This window comes from Proteocatella sp. QWL-06, from assembly GCF_058684135.1.
In genome coordinates this window covers 1,066,686-1,083,824 of sequence record NZ_CM178755.1, presented here as the reverse complement: position 1 = coordinate 1,083,824, position 17,139 = coordinate 1,066,686, and the positions used below count along the sequence as shown (strand labels likewise).

The window sequence follows — 17,139 nt, the reverse complement described above, 5'->3', positions numbered from 1 at the left end:
ATCTAATCCTTTTCAATATAATCACTGTACATCATTATACCAAGTATAGTTTTTGCGTCAACGATTTCTTTGCTGTAAATCATCTCTTTTGTTTCTCTCAGAGAAAGTTCAATTATCTCGATATCCTCATCTTCATCAAAATTTGTATCACCTTTATCTCTGGCATCAAGAAAATAAATATGGCCAACCTCGTCCGAAAATCCTGGCGTTGTGTAGAAATAGGTCATATATCTTAAATTTGATACTTCGTATCCAGTTTCTTCTTTAAACTCTCTTATTATAGCCTCATCAGGCTTTTCGCCTGGTTCAAGCTTGCCCGCAGGAATTTCAATTATATCTTTTTCTATGGATTTTCTAAATTGCTTTACAAGGACTATTTTTTTATCTTCAGTTACTCCTACTGCACAGACAGCGCCACAATGATTGACTATCTCTCTTATGGCGGTTCTTCCTTCAGAAACTTCAACGGTGTCAACTTTCAATGACACCACTTTTCCACTGTATATCCTGTCACTGCTTATGGTTCTTTCTTTCGTCATTATTTTATGCTCCTGTTGTTTTTTGATATAAGCTCTTTTGCATTTTCAATTGTCGTATTCGTAATGTTCAATCCACCTATCATCTTAGCAAGCTCAGTCACTCTTTCGTCATCATCAAGTCTTGATACCACAGTCTCTGTTGTAATATCAGTGTCAAATTTCTCTACAAGGTAATGCCTGTCTGCATAACTGGCAATCTGCGGAAGATGTGTTATACAAAGTACCTGTCTGTACCTGCTTATTTCCTTGAGTTTTTCACCTATCGTCTGGGCAGCTACACCACTCACGCCTGTGTCTATTTCGTCAAAGATAAGAGTTTCGATATTATCGGTCTCAGATATTACATTTTTCAGGGCTAGCATGAACCTGGAAATTTCACCCCCAGACGCAATTTTACTTATCGGCTTCAGAACATCTCCTTTGTTAAAATTAACCGCGAACTCAACGCTGTCAATCCCCGAATCACTGTACTGCGCCTCATTGAATTCAATTTTAAACTGAGTGTTATTCATTTTAAGAGAGGAAAGTTCTGAAAGTATTTTTTCAGAGAGAATAATGCTTACCGATTTTCTCAATTCGGAGAGTTTCCTCGCCTCAACGGACAAGGTAACCTCAATCTCCTCAAGATCTCTTCGATACTTTTCAATGAGCTCATCTCTGAGTGTTATTTCTTCAAGTCTTTTTGATGACTTTTCTCTGAATTCCATTACATTCTCATAACTGTTTCCATATTTTCTATATATCGTATTAATCTTATCTATTCTCTGATTCAGTTCATCTATTAAGGATACGTCAAAATCGAAACTGCTTTTCTTTGACCTTATTTCATTTGCAACATCATCCAGTCTGTAATAACAGTCTTTAATAACATCATTCCATTCTTTTATATAACCATCAAATTCTTCAACCTGGTCAAATTTATTGAAACAGAGTGAAAGCAGTGTCAGGACTGACTCTGAGCTTCCATATATTGAATCATAGCTCATCTCGATTATACTCTGTATCTTTTCAGTATTTTCTACCTTCTTCAATTCTTTTGCCAGTTCTTCTTTTTCATTTTTTGATATCCCTGCAGAATCTATTTCTTCGATTTCATATTTTATAAGATCTATTTCGCGCTGGAGCTTGCTTGGCTCCTCATAGTTGTTCAGATTCGAAATCTTCTTTTTTATATCTACATAATCGCTGTAAATGGCTCTATATCTGATATTCTGATTGTAAATATCCTGCCCGCCGAACAAGTCGAGGAGATTGAGCTGATTAGCTGAATTCATAATCTGCTCATATTCGTTCTGTCCATGTATTGTTATCAGCTGACCTGAAATCTGCTTAAGTATAGATTTACTTACGCTTCTGCTGTTAACTCTGCTGGCGGTTTTTCCCTCTGCGCTTACTTCTCTTGTGATTATTATTTCATCTTCTGCGTCATCTATGCCCAGGTCGTAAAGGGATTTTATAAGTTCAGGGTTTTTGCAACTGAAAACCGCTTCGACTACAGCTTTTGAGCTTCCATTTCTGACAAATGATCTGTCACCCTTTTTGCCAAGCGCCATTGACAGTGCATCAATCAATATCGATTTCCCTGAACCGGTCTCTCCTGTAATGATGTTCAATCCATCTTTAAATTTTATTCTCACTTCATCAATTAATGCAAAGTTCTTTATATAGATTTCATGTAGCATAATTACCTCTTAACTCTGCTTATCCAAGTTTATATGTGCATTATTTACAACATCTTCCAAAGCATTTTCCAAATCCTCAATATTTTTCTCTCGATTGCTGCTTAGAAGCATAAGAAACTCAATATTTCCCTTCGGCCCTTTTATTGGCGAATAATCAATCCCTGTCAGGTATAGCCCTGCTTCAATCGCATAGTCTGCACACTTTCTTACAGCCTTGAGATGCTTTGCAGGGTCCCTTACCACTCCATTTTTTCCTACTTCTTCTCTTCCAACTTCGAATTGCGGCTTTACCAGAGCAATACATTCAAATGAAGAGTCTCCAAGCTCCGTTAGCTTTGGAAGTACAAGTCTGAGGGATATGAAAGATACATCAATGCTGAAAAACTGGATTCTGTCCTCCAGATCATCAGGTTTTACATTTCTGATATTTGTTCTTTCCATGACTTTGACTCTCTCGTCATTTCTTAGCTTCCAGTCTAGCTGTCCATATCCAACATCTACGGAATATACTTTTTTTGCACCATTTTGAAGCATGCAGTCTGTGAACCCTCCAGTGGATGACCCAATATCCATACATACCTTATCATCAAGTCTAATTCCCCAGTTTTCAACAGCTTTTTCAAGTTTCAGACCACCTCTTGAGACATATGGGATTGCATCGTTCTTTATTCTTATTTCAGCATCGTTGTCAATCATAAAGCCTGCCTTGTCAACAACCATGTTATTTACAAGGACAGTTCCTGACATAATGTTTTTTTTTGCTCTTTCTCTTGAATCAAAGTAACCTCTGTCAACAAGAACCTTATCTATTCTTTCTTTCATTGCCGTCCCTTTCAAATTATAACATTAACACTGCGACTATAACCCCTAGTATTCCGCCTGCAATTACTTCTTTTGGTGTATGACCTATTAATTCTTTAAGCTTTTCCTCTTTGAACTTGAATTTATGCCTCTGTATATCATTAATAATCTGATTCAGAATTTTTGCCTGTTTCCCAACAGCATATCTTACACCAGCCGCATCATACATTATGATGCAGGATACCCCAAACGCCAGAGCAAACAATGCTGAATCAAATCCTTCAGTAATACCTATTGCTGCAGTCATACTAGTTACTAATGATGAGTGAGAGCTTGGCATCCCGCCTGATCCAACAAATCTTGAAAGGTCAAGATTTCTTGTGGATATAAGTGTAAATATCACTTTTAAGAGCTGTGCAATAAACCATCCCCAGAAAGTCACTTTCAGAACATCATTGCTAAAAATCCCGTTTATTCCCAAGTTACATTCCTCCTAATCAGTTCTTTCTCATTACAACAAATCTCGCAAGCTCTTCCATGAAAAGACGCCTCTGAGAATCAAAGTTCCCAAGCGATTCAACCGCATCTTTAAGGCAGTCTTGGGCGAGCAATCGGGCCTTCTCGATACCAAATAGCGAAACATACGTTGATTTGTCGTTTTGAATATCACTGCCTGTATTTTTTCCAAGCTCAGAGGTATTTCCTGTTACATCAAGTATGTCATCTGTAATCTGAAATGCGAGTCCAATGTTCTCTGAATATCTCTCAACAGCTTTCAACTCTTCTTCATTTGCACCTGCAATATATGCTCCCGCCATTACAGAGGCTTTTATCAACGCACCAGTTTTTTTGCTGTGCAGATATCGGAGCTCTTCATATGATATAGATCTTCCTTCTGATTCAATGTCCACAATCTGTCCGGCAATCATTCCATTAACTCCCGCACAGCTCGCGATTACATTCATGGCTTTCACAGAACCGACGCAGTTGTTTTTTAGTATCTCTCCTGACATTATTTCAAATGCTGAGTTAAGAAGCCCGTCTCCTGCAAGTATAGCCACGGCTTCTCCAAAAACCTTGTGATTTGTGGGTTTTCCTCTTCTAAGATCATCATCGTCCATAGCAGGAAGATCATCATGAATAAGAGAATATGTGTGAATATATTCCACCGCACAGGCAAACGGAATTCCTGCTGAACAATTGCCTCCCATCATTTTAATTGTCTCGAGCAGAAGCACTGGTCTTATTCTCTTTCCGCCAGCTTCAAGGCTGTATTTCATTGAATCAAATATTATCTTCTGTGGAGAATTTTCAGCCCCGCTTATGAAAGAAGTCAGACTTTCTTCGACAACTCTCCTTGTATTATCATATTGTGCGTAAAATTCCATTGTAGTCTCCTAAATTCGTTTATTTACTATTATAGCAAAAATTCATGCCATTGTCTTTTCTATTCGATTATTAAACTCTCACCATCTATGGTTTTTATGCTTAATTTCATATTTTCCAGTTCTGAGGAACATTCCTGATACAGTTTGATTCCTTTTTTATAAAGTTCAATGGATTCTTCAATATCCGTATTGCTTCCCTGAAGCTTTTTTATTATCATGTCAAGCTCCTGAATCTTTGATTCATACTTAATTTTCATGGCTACCTCCAATAATTTTTGCAACTACTGTTCCATCGTAAAATCTGATTTTTATAACTTCGTCTTCCTTAAGCTCTGAAGCTCTTGTAACCAGCTTTGTCTCTTTACTGTATACTGTCGTGTATCCTCTATCCAGAAGATTAAGAGGATTCAGTACAAGCAAATGTTCTTTTCTTGAATTCAGGAGAATCCTCTGGGTTTCAAAAGCTCTTATCATATGGTTATGCAAATCTGTCTTAAACTTAAAAATTTCTTCCTCTTTTCTTGAAAGCACTTCCAATGGATTGTACATTTCAAATATTCTTTTGATATTCGAAAGTTTCTGACGCTTATCCTCGAATATACTTGACGACTCTCTGTTAAGCTGATTGATGAGAGTTTCAAGCTCTTTTTTTAGAGTTATAAATGAAGGAACTGTCAGCTCTGCAGCCATTGAAGGAGTAGATGCCCTTAAATCTGAAACAAAATCTGCAATCGTAAAGTCATTCTCATGTCCTATTGCAGAAACTACAGGTATTCTTGAATCAAATATCTCACGAGCAAGGCTTTCATTATTGAAAATCGCAAGCTCCTCATAAGATCCCCCGCCTCTTGCAACAATTATTACATCCGGTGATTTTGTCCTGGCAGCTCCATTAAAATATCTGAGCCCTTCAATCACCTCTTCATATGCCCGGTCCCCCTGTACAAGTGCAGGATAAACTATGATTTCAACCTTTGGGAATTTTTTGCTGATTACATTATATATGTCTCTTATCACAGCCCCTGTAGGTGAAGTTACAACCCCAATCCGACGCGGCATCTGCGGTATTTCCTTTTTATGAGCTTCATCAAACAGACCTTCCTTCTCAAGTTTGTTTCTAAGCTCAATAAACTGCCTGTATAGTTCTCCAACCCCGGTTTTATCGATTTTAGATATAATAATACTAACACTGCCATCTCTTTCATAATAATTAATTTTGCCCTGACAGATAATCTTGTCACCTTCACTGATTTCTTCAGTTATATCAGAATTACCAAATACAATACAGCTTATTCTGCTATTTTCGTCCTTAAGAGTAAAATATATATTTCCACTCGAATGAAATTTCAGATTTGAAACCTCACCCTCAACTCTCACACTATGCAAAATAGGATCAGCTTTCATAAAATTTGAAATATAGCTATTTAATTCGCTTATGGTAAGTGCTCGTATTCTCATATTGTATTCTCTTTTCTTGAATTATGTTATACATCTATGTGTTTCTTTAAGAAATATCCAGTGTGAGAATCTTTATTCTCCATTATTTCTTCTGGTGTACCCTCACCGATTATATATCCTCCTTTGTCTCCTCCGTCAGGACCAAGATCAATTATGTGATCCGCCGTTTTTATGACATCAAGATTATGCTCAATTACTACAACTGTGTTACCGCTCTCAACAAGCTTGTTGAGCATCTGTATCAATTTATCTACATCTGCAATATGGAGACCAGTTGTAGGCTCATCAAGAATATAAAGAGTTCTTCCTGTCTGCTTGCGGCTTAACTCGGTAGCCAGTTTTATCCTTTGTGCCTCTCCACCGGAAAGCTGAGTGGATGGTTGCCCCAGAGTTATATACGAAAGCCCAACGTCTACAAGTGTTTCCAGTTTTCTTTTTATTGCAGGTATATTCTCAAAAAATGTATACGCTTCTTCAACATTCATGTTGAGAACATCAGATATATTCTTACCTTTATACTTAACCTGAAGTGTTTCTCGGTTATATCGTTCTCCCTTGCATACCTCACATGGAACATATACATCCGGGAGGAAATGCATCTCTATCTTCAATATACCGTCTCCCTTGCATGCCTCGCATCTTCCACCTTTGACATTGAAGCTGAATCTCCCTTTGCTATATCCCTTGGCTTTTGCGTCAACTGTGGATGAAAAGAGATCGCGTATATGGTCAAATACTCCTGTATATGTGGCTGGATTTGATCGCGGAGTCCTCCCTATTGGACTCTGATCAATATCAATGACTTTATCAATTTTTTCTAAACCGGATATTTCCTTATACACTCCCGGCTTTAATCTTGATCTGTTTGCCTGATTCGATGCTGCTTTATAAAGTATCTCATTTATAAGCGAGCTCTTTCCTGAACCTGAAACCCCTGTAACACATGTAAAAACTGATAAAGGTATCTTAACGTCTATATTTTTAAGGTTATTCTCTCTGGCTCCCTTTATTTCAATTATGCTTTCCTGATCGACTTGCCTTCTTGACTCAGGAGTTTCAATTTTAAGTTTTCCGCTAAGGTATTTGCCTGTAAGAGATCTGTCGCATTCCATGATTTCTTCAGCCGTACCCTGGCACACAATCTCCCCGCCGTGAATCCCGGCACCTGGACCAATATCCACAATCTGGTCTGCAGCATACATGGTATCTTCATCATGTTCTACAACTATTAGAGTATTGCCTATGTCAGTAAGATCTCTAAGCGTCTTTAATAGACGTTCATTATCTTTCTGATGAAGACCTATGCTTGGCTCGTCGAGAACATACAGAACTCCCACAAGAGCTGATCCTATCTGTGTTGCAAGTCTTATCCTCTGTGATTCTCCTCCGGAAAGCGTACCCGACTGCCTTGCAAGCGTAAGATAATCAAGTCCCACGTCCTTAAGAAAATTAAGTCTCTGGTTTATTTCTTTTATTATCTCTCCTGCAATTATTTCTTCATTCTTGCTTAAGTTCAGAGAAGAAAGAAGTTTTATATGTTCCCCTACTGACAATTCTGTCACCTGTGTTATATTTCTCCCACCAAGAGTAACAGCAAGAACTTCCGGTTTAAGACGCTTTCCATTGCATGCTCTGCATGGGCTCTCAATCATATAATTTTCTATTTTTGTTCTTATATATTCTGACGGCGTTTCTTTGTAACGTCTTTCAAGGTTGTTTATTACGCCTTCAAATGTAGACTCATATACTCTGTAGCCATCTGAAAATCTGCTCTCATAGTTGAATTTCAACTTGTCATCAGACCCATAAAGAAGTTTCTTCTTAAAATCCTCTGGAAGTTCTCTGTATGGAACATCCATTGAAACTCCATTTGAATCTGCCAGTGCTTTTATCATGCTGAAATATATAGTATTTTCATTCTTGTCACTTGATGCCCATGCCTCAACCGCATTTTCTCTCAGAGAAAGGTTCTCATCTGGAACTACAAGTGCTGCGTCTACATTCTTGTTCATCCCAAGTCCATTACATTCAGGACATGCTCCATATGGCGCATTGAATGAAAATACTCTTGGCGATATTTCCTCAAGAGTTATTCCGTGCTCCGGACATGCAAATTTCGTCGAAAACAGCATTTCTTCGCCATCTATTATATTTACAGTTACTAATCCTTCAGTCAGCTTCAATGCAGTTTCAATGGAATCATTAAGTCTGCTTTCTATAGAATCCTTTATGACAATTCTGTCCACAATTACATCTATGTCATGCTTCTTATTCTTATCAAGGTTTATATCGTCACCGATTTCATAGTTTTCACCGTCTATTCTCAGCCTTATATATCCTTCGTTTTTTATGGCTTCAAGTACTTTCTCATGCCTTCCTTTTTTTCCTCTTACTACTGGTGCTATTATCTGAATCCTTTTCGCATTTCCTATTTCCATTATCTTATCTACGATTTCCTGTACAGACATCTGCTCAATAGTCTTTCCGCAGTGTATACAATGAGGAATTCCTATATTTGCATACAGGAGCCTCAGATAGTCATATATCTCTGTTACTGTACCTACCGTTGATCTTGGATTTTTTGAGGTAGTCTTCTGGTCAATTGAGATTGCCGGTGAAAGTCCCTCTATATAGTCAACATTAGGTTTTTCCATCTGACCAAGAAACTGTCTTGCATAAGAAGAAAGGCTCTCTACATATCTTCTCTGGCCTTCTGCATAAATTGTATCAAAGGCAAGTGATGACTTGCCTGAGCCTGACAATCCTGTAAATACTATCATCTTGTTTCTTGGTATTGTTAAATCTATATTCTTAAGATTATGTTCTTTAGCTCCTCTTATTACAATCTGATCGTTCATTGTATCTTCCTTTCCAGTTCCCTTATCCGGTCTCTTACTCTTGCAGCATCTTCAAATCTGAGACTTTCAGCAAGCTCAAACATTTTTTCGGTCAGCTCTATAATTTCATTTCTTATTTTTTCAGATTCGATTGTTTCTTTAACGGTATATTTCTTCTGTTCATCTGCAACAAGTGTGGATATTTTATCTCTTATTTCTTTTTTGATAGTTTCCGGGCTTATGCCATGATCAATATTATATTGTTTCTGTACTTTTCGTCTTCTGTCCGTCTCGTTTATTGCAGCTTCCATTGACCTGGTAATTCTGTCAGCGTACATTATTACTCTACCCGAAGAGTTTCTGGCAGCCCTTCCTATTGTCTGAATTAGAGATGTCTCAGATCTTAAAAAACCTTCTTTGTCGGCATCAAGAATTGCAATCAATGAGACCTCTGGAATATCAAGTCCCTCTCTCAGGAGGTTGATTCCAACAAGGACATCAAATATCCCCAGCCTCAGGTCTCTTATTATTTCTATTCTTTCCATAGTATCAATATCAGAATGCAGATACCTGACTTTTATTCCATTTTTTTCGAGATAATCAGTAAGACTCTCTGCCATTTTTTTTGTCAGCGTTGTTACCAGAATCCTCTCATTCTTCAATATAACGGAATTGATTTCGTGTATAAGATTATCTATCTGGTTATTTGTAGGTTTTATCTCGATAACCGGGTCAAGAAGTCCGGTTGGCCTTATTATCTGTTCAGCAAATCCCGAAGAATTCTCCATTTCAAACTTTGACGGAGTAGCCGACACAAACAATATCTGATTGGAGACTTCAAGGAATTCTTCAAATTTCAATGGCCTGTTGTCTACTGCAGACGGAAGTCTGAATCCGTATTCCACCAGCGATTTCTTTCGTGACTGGTCTCCAGAATACATTGCATGTATCTGAGGGAGCGTGACATGCGATTCATCTATTATTATAAGGTAATCATCAGGAAAAAAGTCCATGAGAGTGAATGCCCTTTCTCCAGGATGACGACCGGTAAGATGTCTTGAATAATTTTCAATTCCTTTGCATGTTCCGATTTCCTTAAGCAGTTCTATGTCGTATCGAGTTCTCTGCTCTATTCTCTGAGCTTCCAGGTACATATCATTGTCCCTGTAATACTTAAGCCTGTCTTCAAGCTCTTCTTCTATGCTAATTACTGCTTTTTCAAGTTTTTCTCTGCTTGTGACGTAATGAGAAGCCGGGAATATGGAAACGTGTGTTCTTGTTCCTATCACTTCTCCTGTAAGATGGTCTATCTCTACTATCCGTTCGATTTCGTCTCCGAAAAATTCTATCCTTAATCCCTTTACATCTGTGTTGGCAGGAAGCACCTCAAGTATGTCTCCCTTTACCCTGAATGTACCCCTTACGAAGTTCATGTCATTTCTTTCATATTGAATCTCAACGAGCGATTTTATTACTTCATCTCGGTCTTTTTCCATTCCTGGTCTCAGCGAAACCATCATGTACTTATACTCGTCTGGATCTCCAAGACCATATATGCAAGATACCGAAGCAACTATTATTACATCTTCTCTTTCAAGTATCGATGCAGTTGCACTGTGTCTGAGCTTATCTATTTCTTCATTTATTGCTGAATCTTTTTCAATATACGTATCAGTTGATACAACATATGCCTCAGGCTGATAATAATCATAATAACTCACAAAGAACTCAACTCTGTTGTCTGGAAAAAACTCCTTGAATTCAGAGTAAAGCTGAGCGGCAAGGGTCTTGTTATGTGCGATTACAAGAGTCGGCCTCCTGGTTTCTTTTATTATGTTTGCCATTGTAAAGGTTTTTCCAGAACCTGTAACGCCAAGCAAAGTCTGGAATTTATTGTTACTGTTGATTGAATCAACAAGCCTTTCGATTGCCTGCGGCTGATCTCCGGTAGGTGAAAATTCAGATATTAGTTGAAAATCCATCAGTTTTCTCCTTTTAATAATTCAATAGCTTTTTTTATCTGCAATTCATACTCCTCTATCTGGTAATCTGGTATTACGCCTTTCAGATGTATTGACTTTCCCTTCGGAGAAAAATATTCGCTTGTAGTAAGCTTATACCCTGTTCCATCAGGAAGATTATATGTTGTCTGCACAATGCCTTTTCCAAATGATTTTACGCCTACAACTTTTGCACCAATGTGCTCTCTGAGCGCAAGAGTCATGGCTTCAGCTGCCGAGGCAGAATTTTCATTAATCAGGATACATATATCACCTTTAAAAATTCTATCATTTTCAGAAACATATTCAGTCTCTTTTCCACTTCTTTCTCTTACGCTTAATATGGTTTGTTTTCCTGTTAGATATCCCGATGACTCCACCAGGGATTCGAGAAGTCCTCCAGGATTATCTCTAAGATCAAGTATGATTTTTTCAGTTTTATTTTCATTAAAATAAACCAATGCCTCTTTAAAATAATCCGGAGTATTTTTTATGAATCTGTCTATCTTTATATAACCGATATTATCTATAATTTCATATGAAAGCGCCCTGTCAGACATTCTCTTTCTCTCGACATCCATACTAATTGTTTCGTCACCCCGCATAATCAGAAGATTCACGCTTGGGTAGTCTCCAAAAATAATAAATTCTCTGTTATCTCTACCTATTATACCTATGGCTTCTGAAACGCTTTCAGGCGTAAGCACTATATCGTCTATTTCAAGTATTATGTCCCCTGCAACAATACCTGAATCTTTTGCAGTACCTGATTCATCCACAGAAATAATTTTTATTTTACCGTCAGCAAGTATCTCGATAGATACTCCAATACCAATCAATATACCCTGTTCATTGTTCTTTTTGCGTTTTAACTCATCTTCCGAAATATAGTATGAATATTTATCATCCAAGGAATCAAACATCCCACGTATGGCGCCTTCTACAAGACTGTCACTTTCCGTTTCTTTATAATACAGCTCTTCTATATCTTTTTTTAGCTCAGAAACTTTTTTAAGCTTTCTGTATTCATCATAATTATCCCTACTAATGTTTACTCTACCGAAATATGGTATGTCAAATTCAAATATCATTGCAGAAAACACTAGAGTGTTAAAGATAAATATTACTGTAAATACGGATACTAAAATGTATTTAAATAAATTTCTGCTCTTTTTTTTCATTTTTAAACCTCAGATTATTTAATCATAATGTACAAAAGACTCTAAGTTTATTTAAACTTAGAGTCTCATATATATAGAATTATATCATATTTATAGCTTTTTTAGGGCATTTTTTTGCACAAACTCCGCAGCCTATGCATTTATCTTTATCCACTACATGGACCTGTTTCAGTTCTCCCGCTATAGCGTCAACAGGACAGTTTTTTGCACATATGGTGCAACCAATGCAAAGATCAGGCACTATGTCTGCTTTTTTTCTGTTGTTTAGATCTCCGGCGATTGCCTTTGTAGGACATTTCTCAACGCATATCATACAGCTTGTACATTTTGCATAATCAATCCTTGCAATATTGTTTTCAACATGTATGGCATCGAATGGACAGTTTTTTTCGCATATTCCGCATGCTATGCATCCGACGCTGCAATTTACTTTTACATCCTTACCCTTATCTTTGTTTATACAATCTACTACGACTTCTTTAGACGCTGGGACCATTTCGATAATGCTCTTTGGGCATGCTTCAACGCATTTTCCGCAGGCAACGCATTTTTCCGGATCAACATGTGCTATTCCATCATCAAGTACATGAATTGCATCAAACGGACAGACATTCTCACACGTCCCAAATCCCATACATCCATATTCACAGGATTTTGGTCCACCACCAGAAACCATGGCCGCAGCCTTACAGTCTAATATTCCGCTGTATTTTGATTTATCCGTGGCATTTGATTTAGTACCATTACATAGTACTCTTGCAACTATTTTATCACCTGCAGTAGCCTCTACTCCCATAATTTCGCTTATTGCCGCTGCTACAGGAGCTCCACCTACTGGACACGCATTGACAGGTGCACTTCCTGAAGCAATTGCTGCTGCAAGTCCTCCACATCCGGGAAATCCACATCCACCGCAGTTAGCACCTGGAAGTGCATCCAGTATAGCTGCTTCTTTTTCGTCAACTTCTACCGCAAATTTTTGAGATGCATAAGCAAGACCTGCTCCAAAAACAAGCCCCATAGCCGAAAGACTTACTACTGAATTTATAATTGGGTTCACTATACTACCTCCTATTTAACCAGTCCGCTAAAGCCCAGGAACGCTATTGACATAAGTCCAGCCGTAATTAGAGCAATAGGGAAACCTTGAAATGATTTCGGAATATCAGATATTTCAATTCTCTCTCTGATACCAGCAAAAAGAACTATAGAAAGAGTGAAACCTACCGCTCCTCCAAATCCATTGAACAGTGTTTCTACAAGATTGAAATTACTCTGGATATTCAGTATAGCAACTCCAAGAACCGCACAGTTTGTTGTTATCAGTGGAAGGAAAACACCAAGCGCCTGATATAAAGTAGGTGACATCTTCTGGATGACCATCTCAACAAACTGAACAAGGGACGCGATTACAAGTATAAATGCTATCGTCTGAAGATACTCTATTCCAAGCGGTACAAGAACCAGTTTTTGGATAAGATAAGTAAAAAGGGAAGCCATAGTCATAACGAATGTTACTGCCATTCCCATACCTAAAGCAGTTTCTACTTTTTTTGAAACTCCAAGGAAGGGACATATCCCCAGGAATTTTGACATAACAAAGTTATTAACAAGTATAGAACTTAATAAGATAATTAATATTGATTTCACGTTTATACCCTCCTGTTAATTGGTAGTCTTTCTAGATTTCATTTTGTTTATGAATGCCAAAATCATACCTAGAACCAAAAATGCACCTGGAGGTAATATCATGATGAGAGCAGGCTGATAGCTAGCTCCAAATATTGCCATACCAAAAACACTTCCATTTCCGAAAAGTTCTCTTATGGATCCAAGTATAGTAAGCGCCATCGAGAAACCAAGTCCCATTCCCAGACCATCGCCTATTGAGGCAATAGGACCATTCTTTGAAGCAAAACTCTCGGCTCTGGCTAGAATAATACAGTTAACAACAATCAGCGGTATGAACAATCCCAGCGATTTATCGAGTGCTGGAACATAAGCTTTTAGAAGCAACCCTATTATCGTAACAAATGATGCAATTATTACAACAAATGCTGGTATTCTTATCTTTGCAGGTATTACTTTTCTTAATAATGATATTACGAAGTTAGATAATATAAGTACAGCCGTAGTAGCAAGGCCCATACCAAGTCCATTCACTGCTGAAGTCGTTACTGCCAAGGTAGGGCACATTCCCAACACTTGATTGAAAGTTGGATTTTCATCTATCAATCCATTTTTAACTGCCTGAAAAAAATTCATTTAGATTCACCCTCCCTTATTTAAAATTGTTATTGAACACGTCAACAGCAAGATTTATTCCTACTGTAACTGCGTCAGAAGTGATTGTTGCTCCCGATATAGCTACAATTTCATTTTCAGCTCCTGTAGAGCTTTTTGAAACTACAAGCGGTTGTTCTATAGATTTTCCAGTGTACTGTGATATAAATGGTTCATCTTTTGCTTTTGCACCAAGGCCCGGGGTTTCATTCATATTCCCAATAGTTGCTCCAGCAATTGTTCCGTCAAGATTAATACCAGATATTATTTCAATATCTCCTGCATATCCTTTTGAAAGAGTTTTCACTATATATGCTATCTCTTCAGAACCCTTCATGGCTTTGTATACTTCCACTACACCTGGTCCAAAGTCTCCTTCGACCTTTTCAAATAACTCTGCATCCGGGATTATCTGTTTTCTAGCTGCATCATCCGCAGCTATCTGCTGTTCAGCTATTATTGGAGCAGTAACATCATTTGCCAGCGCAAGCAGACCTGATGCTATCAATGATATAATGCATAATATCAATCCTAATTTTACTATTTCATTCTTCATTACTTTGCTACCTCCCCAAAAACTTTTGGTACCAGATACTTATCAAGCAATGGAGCAGCTACGTTCATTAGTAGTATTGAATATGAGACTCCTTCAGGATATCCTCCAAAGTATCTGATTACCGTTGTCAATAATCCACAGCCAAAAGCATATACGATCTGAGCTTTAATATTTACAGGAGAGCTTGCATAATCTGTAGCCATAAAGAATGCTCCCAGCATAAGACCTCCGGCTAGAACGTTATATGAGATTGCCGATACTTGGAATCCTGAAAACAGGAAACTAAGCACAGCAACTGTAGCGATATATATGACAGGAATATGATAAGATATTACACCTCTGTAGATAAGATATATTCCACCAAGCAGAAGAAGCAACGCCGAAGTTTCTCCAATACATCCTGCAGTGTTTCCAAGAAGCATATCCATGATACCTGCAGCCTGTCCGCCTTCAATTCCCTTTAATACTGCAAGTGGGGTAGCAGTTGATACTGCATCAGCTCCAGGAGTAGTCCAGCTTGTCATCTGAACCGGCCACGAAGCAAGCATTACAGCTCTCGCTGCAAGCGCAGGGTTCATGAAATTGTGTCCAAGTCCACCAAAAAGCTGTTTTACTACCACTATTGCAAAAATTGAACCGATCAGTGTTATCCACCAAGGCAGACTGGCTGGCACGTTCATTGCAAGAAGAAGTCCTGTTACAGCCGCTGAATAATCCTTCACAGTAACCTGACGCTTCATGAATTTCTGAACTGCATACTCTGCAGCAACAGCTCCAAAAACAGCTACAACAATATTTATCAAAGCAGGTACTCTGAAGTAATATACTCCAGCAAGAGCTGCCGGCAATAACGCAATAAATACATCTCTCATCACTGAAGAAACATTTTTGCTGGTTCTTATATGTGGCGATGAAGATATGGTTAAATTAATTTTTTCCACTGTATATTCCTCCCTATTTACTAGCTTTTCTTCTTTGTGCCAATATTTCCTTCTTTGCCACTCTTATTGACTGCAGCAAAGGTCTTCTCGCTGGACATACAAATGAACATGATCCACATTCAATGCAATCCAGAGCTTTGTATTCTTCTGCTTTTTCATAATTATACATAAGCGAATACGCACTTATAAACATAGGCTGAATTCTAGCTGGGCAAATCGATATACATTTACCACACCTGATGCAGTTACTTGGCTCCTCACAGCTTACTTCTTCTGCAGACATGCAGAGTATTCCTGAGCTTCCTTTTGTTGAAGGAACTTCGAGCTTTGCCTGTGCAAGACCCATCATCGGCCCTCCGCTGACAACTTTAGCAGGAGCTACTGTAAATCCACCACATTGCTCTATCAGTTCTGAATACAGGGTACCATTTTTAATAAGAAGGTTCTTAGGCTCTTTAACAACAGAACCTGTAACAGTACATATCCTTTCGATAAGCGGCATTCCCGTCTTCAAAGTCCTTCCAATCTGCGCTGCGGTTGCAACATTTGACACTACAAGTCCAATATCCATAGGAAGTCCGCCTGAAGGAACCTCTCTGTTAGTACATGCGTAAATAAGCTGCTTCTCAGCTCCCTGCGGATATTTTGTCTGGAATGATACAACTTCTATTTTCGGCTCATGTTTAGCGGCTGCTTCCATTACTGAAAGACACTCCGGCTTGTTGTCTTCGATTCCTATATATCCTTTTTCAACTTCAAGTATCTTAATTATTACCTGAAGACCTAAAACTATATCCTCTGGTGACTCAAGCATAAGTCTGTGGTCGGCAGTAAGATACGGCTCACATTCTGCCCCATTAAGTATAGCAACGTCGATATTTTTTTCTTTCGGTGGCGAAAGTTTTACATGAGTTGGAAAAGTAGCTCCACCCATACCAACAATACCAGCGTCCTTGATCATAGCAAGAAGCTCTTCTTTGGACATTTTTTCAATTCCTGGATAAGGTTTTATTTCTTCAAAAACCTCTTCCTTGAAATCATTTTCAATTTCAACACACATAGCTTTCTGACCACCAGGAACAGTCATCGCTTTTATAGATTTGACGATTCCTGAAACCGAAGAGTGAACAGGTGCAGATACAAATCCACCAGGTTCTCCGATCTTTTGTCCTTTTTTTACTACATCTCCGACTTTTACAAGTGCTGTACAAGGAGCCCCAATATGCTGTGAAAGAGGTATGTATACAGACTTAGGCTGTACTGCAACTTCCACGCTCTTGTTCTCTGTAGCAGACTTATGGTGCGGCGGATGTATTCCTCCGTTGAAAGTAAGAACTCTCATTATAAATCCTCCTAAACAATAAATTTTTTATATATTAAGCATTTTATCAATAAACCGACATCTGGCCAAATGACCAATAATTAGTATACTACAAAAATTATATAAAATCACTCTTTCTCATGATATTTTCT

Annotated in this window: 16 protein-coding genes; all 16 read right to left on the bottom strand. The window is 38.2% G+C overall.

Annotated features, from left to right (window positions below; genetic code table 11):
• Window positions 1-2 precede the first annotated feature (2 nt).
• On the bottom strand, window positions 3-539 hold the full coding sequence (locus tag AC4PGZ_RS05195) for an NUDIX hydrolase (RefSeq protein ID WP_492159992.1): 537 nt from the start codon (window positions 537-539) through the stop codon (window positions 3-5).
• A complete protein-coding gene (gene recN / locus AC4PGZ_RS05190) occupies window positions 539-2,221 on the bottom strand; it encodes a DNA repair protein RecN (protein WP_492159991.1) in 1,683 nt (560 codons plus the stop codon). Before recN ends, AC4PGZ_RS05195 begins: the two co-directional genes overlap by 1 nt.
• A gap of 9 nt (window positions 2,222-2,230) precedes the next feature.
• Window positions 2,231-3,043 (bottom strand): TlyA family RNA methyltransferase, encoded by an 813-nt coding sequence (locus AC4PGZ_RS05185; RefSeq protein ID WP_492159990.1) that lies wholly within the window; start codon window positions 3,041-3,043, stop codon window positions 2,231-2,233.
• Between the two features lie 16 nt (window positions 3,044-3,059).
• Complete coding sequence (locus AC4PGZ_RS05180) at window positions 3,060-3,503, bottom strand: divergent PAP2 family protein (RefSeq protein WP_492159989.1); 444 nt, start codon at window positions 3,501-3,503, stop codon at window positions 3,060-3,062.
• Between the two features lie 16 nt (window positions 3,504-3,519).
• The gene (locus AC4PGZ_RS05175) at window positions 3,520-4,410 is read right to left on the bottom strand and encodes a polyprenyl synthetase family protein (RefSeq protein WP_492159988.1); all 891 of its coding nucleotides are present in this window, start codon (window positions 4,408-4,410) and stop codon (window positions 3,520-3,522) included.
• A 59-nt stretch (window positions 4,411-4,469) separates the two neighbouring features.
• Complete coding sequence (xseB, locus tag AC4PGZ_RS05170; RefSeq protein WP_492159987.1) at window positions 4,470-4,667, bottom strand: exodeoxyribonuclease VII small subunit; 198 nt, start codon at window positions 4,665-4,667, stop codon at window positions 4,470-4,472.
• Complete coding sequence (gene xseA, locus AC4PGZ_RS05165) at window positions 4,657-5,868, bottom strand: exodeoxyribonuclease VII large subunit (protein WP_492159986.1); 1,212 nt, start codon at window positions 5,866-5,868, stop codon at window positions 4,657-4,659. Before xseA ends, xseB begins: the two co-directional genes overlap by 11 nt.
• A gap of 26 nt (window positions 5,869-5,894) precedes the next feature.
• Window positions 5,895-8,726 (bottom strand): excinuclease ABC subunit UvrA, encoded by a 2,832-nt coding sequence (uvrA, locus tag AC4PGZ_RS05160; RefSeq protein ID WP_492159985.1) that lies wholly within the window; start codon window positions 8,724-8,726, stop codon window positions 5,895-5,897.
• Window positions 8,723-10,687, bottom strand: a complete 1,965-nt coding sequence (uvrB, locus tag AC4PGZ_RS05155) for an excinuclease ABC subunit UvrB (RefSeq protein WP_492159984.1) — start codon at window positions 10,685-10,687, stop codon at window positions 8,723-8,725. Before uvrB ends, uvrA begins: the two co-directional genes overlap by 4 nt.
• Entirely contained in the window at window positions 10,687-11,886 is a 1,200-nt protein-coding gene (locus AC4PGZ_RS05150) for a S41 family peptidase (RefSeq protein ID WP_492159983.1), read from the bottom strand. The genes uvrB and AC4PGZ_RS05150 overlap by 1 nt, the downstream gene beginning before the upstream one ends.
• Window positions 11,887-11,965: 79 nt before the next feature.
• A complete protein-coding gene (locus AC4PGZ_RS05145) occupies window positions 11,966-12,946 on the bottom strand; it encodes an RnfABCDGE type electron transport complex subunit B (protein ID WP_492159982.1) in 981 nt (326 codons plus the stop codon).
• Between the two features lie 11 nt (window positions 12,947-12,957).
• Window positions 12,958-13,536: an electron transport complex subunit RsxA gene (gene rsxA / locus AC4PGZ_RS05140; RefSeq protein ID WP_492159981.1), complete on the bottom strand. Its 579-nt coding sequence runs from the start codon at window positions 13,534-13,536 to the stop codon at window positions 12,958-12,960.
• A 15-nt stretch (window positions 13,537-13,551) separates the two neighbouring features.
• The gene (gene rsxE, locus AC4PGZ_RS05135) at window positions 13,552-14,151 is read right to left on the bottom strand and encodes an electron transport complex subunit RsxE (protein WP_492159980.1); all 600 of its coding nucleotides are present in this window, start codon (window positions 14,149-14,151) and stop codon (window positions 13,552-13,554) included.
• A 16-nt stretch (window positions 14,152-14,167) separates the two neighbouring features.
• Window positions 14,168-14,725 carry an RnfABCDGE type electron transport complex subunit G gene (locus AC4PGZ_RS05130; RefSeq protein WP_492159979.1) on the bottom strand — a complete coding sequence of 186 codons (558 nt, stop codon included), beginning with the start codon at window positions 14,723-14,725 and terminating at the stop codon, window positions 14,168-14,170.
• Window positions 14,725-15,666 carry an RnfABCDGE type electron transport complex subunit D gene (locus AC4PGZ_RS05125; RefSeq protein WP_492159978.1) on the bottom strand — a complete coding sequence of 314 codons (942 nt, stop codon included), beginning with the start codon at window positions 15,664-15,666 and terminating at the stop codon, window positions 14,725-14,727. Before AC4PGZ_RS05125 ends, AC4PGZ_RS05130 begins: the two co-directional genes overlap by 1 nt.
• 13 nt (window positions 15,667-15,679) lie before the next feature.
• Window positions 15,680-17,008 (bottom strand): electron transport complex subunit RsxC, encoded by a 1,329-nt coding sequence (gene rsxC / locus AC4PGZ_RS05120; RefSeq protein WP_492159977.1) that lies wholly within the window; start codon window positions 17,006-17,008, stop codon window positions 15,680-15,682.
• Window positions 17,009-17,139 lie beyond the last annotated feature (131 nt).

Excerpts from the sequence above, each read along its gene's own strand:
- AC4PGZ_RS05195 (WP_492159992.1), bottom strand. The coding sequence starts at position 539 with ATGACGAAAGAAAGAACCATAAGCAGTGACAGGATATACAGTGGAAAA.
- recN (WP_492159991.1), bottom strand. The coding sequence starts at position 2,221 with ATGCTACATGAAATCTATATAAAGAACTTTGCATTAATTGATGAAGTG.
- AC4PGZ_RS05185 (WP_492159990.1), bottom strand. The coding sequence starts at position 3,043 with ATGAAAGAAAGAATAGATAAGGTTCTTGTTGACAGAGGTTACTTTGAT.
- AC4PGZ_RS05175 (WP_492159988.1), bottom strand. The coding sequence starts at position 4,410 with ATGGAATTTTACGCACAATATGATAATACAAGGAGAGTTGTCGAAGAA.
- xseB (WP_492159987.1), bottom strand. The coding sequence starts at position 4,667 with ATGAAAATTAAGTATGAATCAAAGATTCAGGAGCTTGACATGATAATA.
- xseA (WP_492159986.1), bottom strand. The coding sequence starts at position 5,868 with ATGAGAATACGAGCACTTACCATAAGCGAATTAAATAGCTATATTTCA.
- uvrA (WP_492159985.1), bottom strand. The coding sequence starts at position 8,726 with ATGAACGATCAGATTGTAATAAGAGGAGCTAAAGAACATAATCTTAAG.
- uvrB (WP_492159984.1), bottom strand. The coding sequence starts at position 10,687 with ATGGATTTTCAACTAATATCTGAATTTTCACCTACCGGAGATCAGCCG.
- AC4PGZ_RS05150 (WP_492159983.1), bottom strand. The coding sequence starts at position 11,886 with ATGAAAAAAAAGAGCAGAAATTTATTTAAATACATTTTAGTATCCGTA.
- rsxE (WP_492159980.1), bottom strand. The coding sequence starts at position 14,151 with ATGAATTTTTTTCAGGCAGTTAAAAATGGATTGATAGATGAAAATCCA.
- AC4PGZ_RS05130 (WP_492159979.1), bottom strand. The coding sequence starts at position 14,725 with ATGAAGAATGAAATAGTAAAATTAGGATTGATATTATGCATTATATCA.
- rsxC (WP_492159977.1), bottom strand. The coding sequence starts at position 17,008 with ATGAGAGTTCTTACTTTCAACGGAGGAATACATCCGCCGCACCATAAG.